The 570-nt window shown below is 64.9% G+C and carries 1 protein-coding gene; it reads right to left on the minus strand.

All coding sequences use genetic code 11. The annotated features are described in order from the left end of the window. Positions 1 to 570 (minus strand): LysR family transcriptional regulator (locus MA04_RS21755; RefSeq protein ID WP_316252642.1); only part of this gene is annotated, 570 nt, incomplete at both ends.

Consider the following 570-nt stretch of genomic DNA (forward strand, 5'->3'; position numbering starts at 1 on the left):
CCATGAGTTGCCAGGCCTCGGTGCCCTGCATGAGGGCCTGATGGGAGAGGAGATCGTCAGGGGTCTCGGGCGCGCCATGCGCCTTGATGTAGTCCGGGCTGGCAACGAGCTTGCCGTAGATCGGGCCGACCCGTCTTGCGATGAGGTCCGAGTCCTGCAGATAGCCCACCCGGATCGCGCAGTCGTATCCTTCCGAGATCAGATCAACGAAGCGGTCGCTGTAGCTGGTGTGAATATGAAGCTGTGGGTGTCGCCGCGCCATTTCTGCGAGTACAGGAGCGAAGTGCGTTGGACCGAAAGACAGCGGCACAGCCACCCGCAAGCGTCCGCGAAGGTCACCGGTGGGTAGGAGCGTTTCCTTGGCCATGTCGATCTCGGCGCAAACGCGCGCCGCATAGTCCCGGAAAGTTATCCCCGCTTCGGTGAGCGCGGCGCCGCGGGTGGTGCGTGCCAGGAGCTGGACGCCCAGTTCCGCTTCAAGCCGCAACAGCCGCCGGCTGACGATGGATTTGGAGAGGCCGAGCCTGCGAGCGGCGGGTGACACGCCCCCGGCATCCGCGACTTCCACGA

The organism is Alloalcanivorax balearicus MACL04 (assembly GCF_025532145.1).
GTDB classification, from domain to species: Bacteria; Pseudomonadota; Gammaproteobacteria; order Pseudomonadales; family Alcanivoracaceae; genus Alloalcanivorax; species Alloalcanivorax balearicus.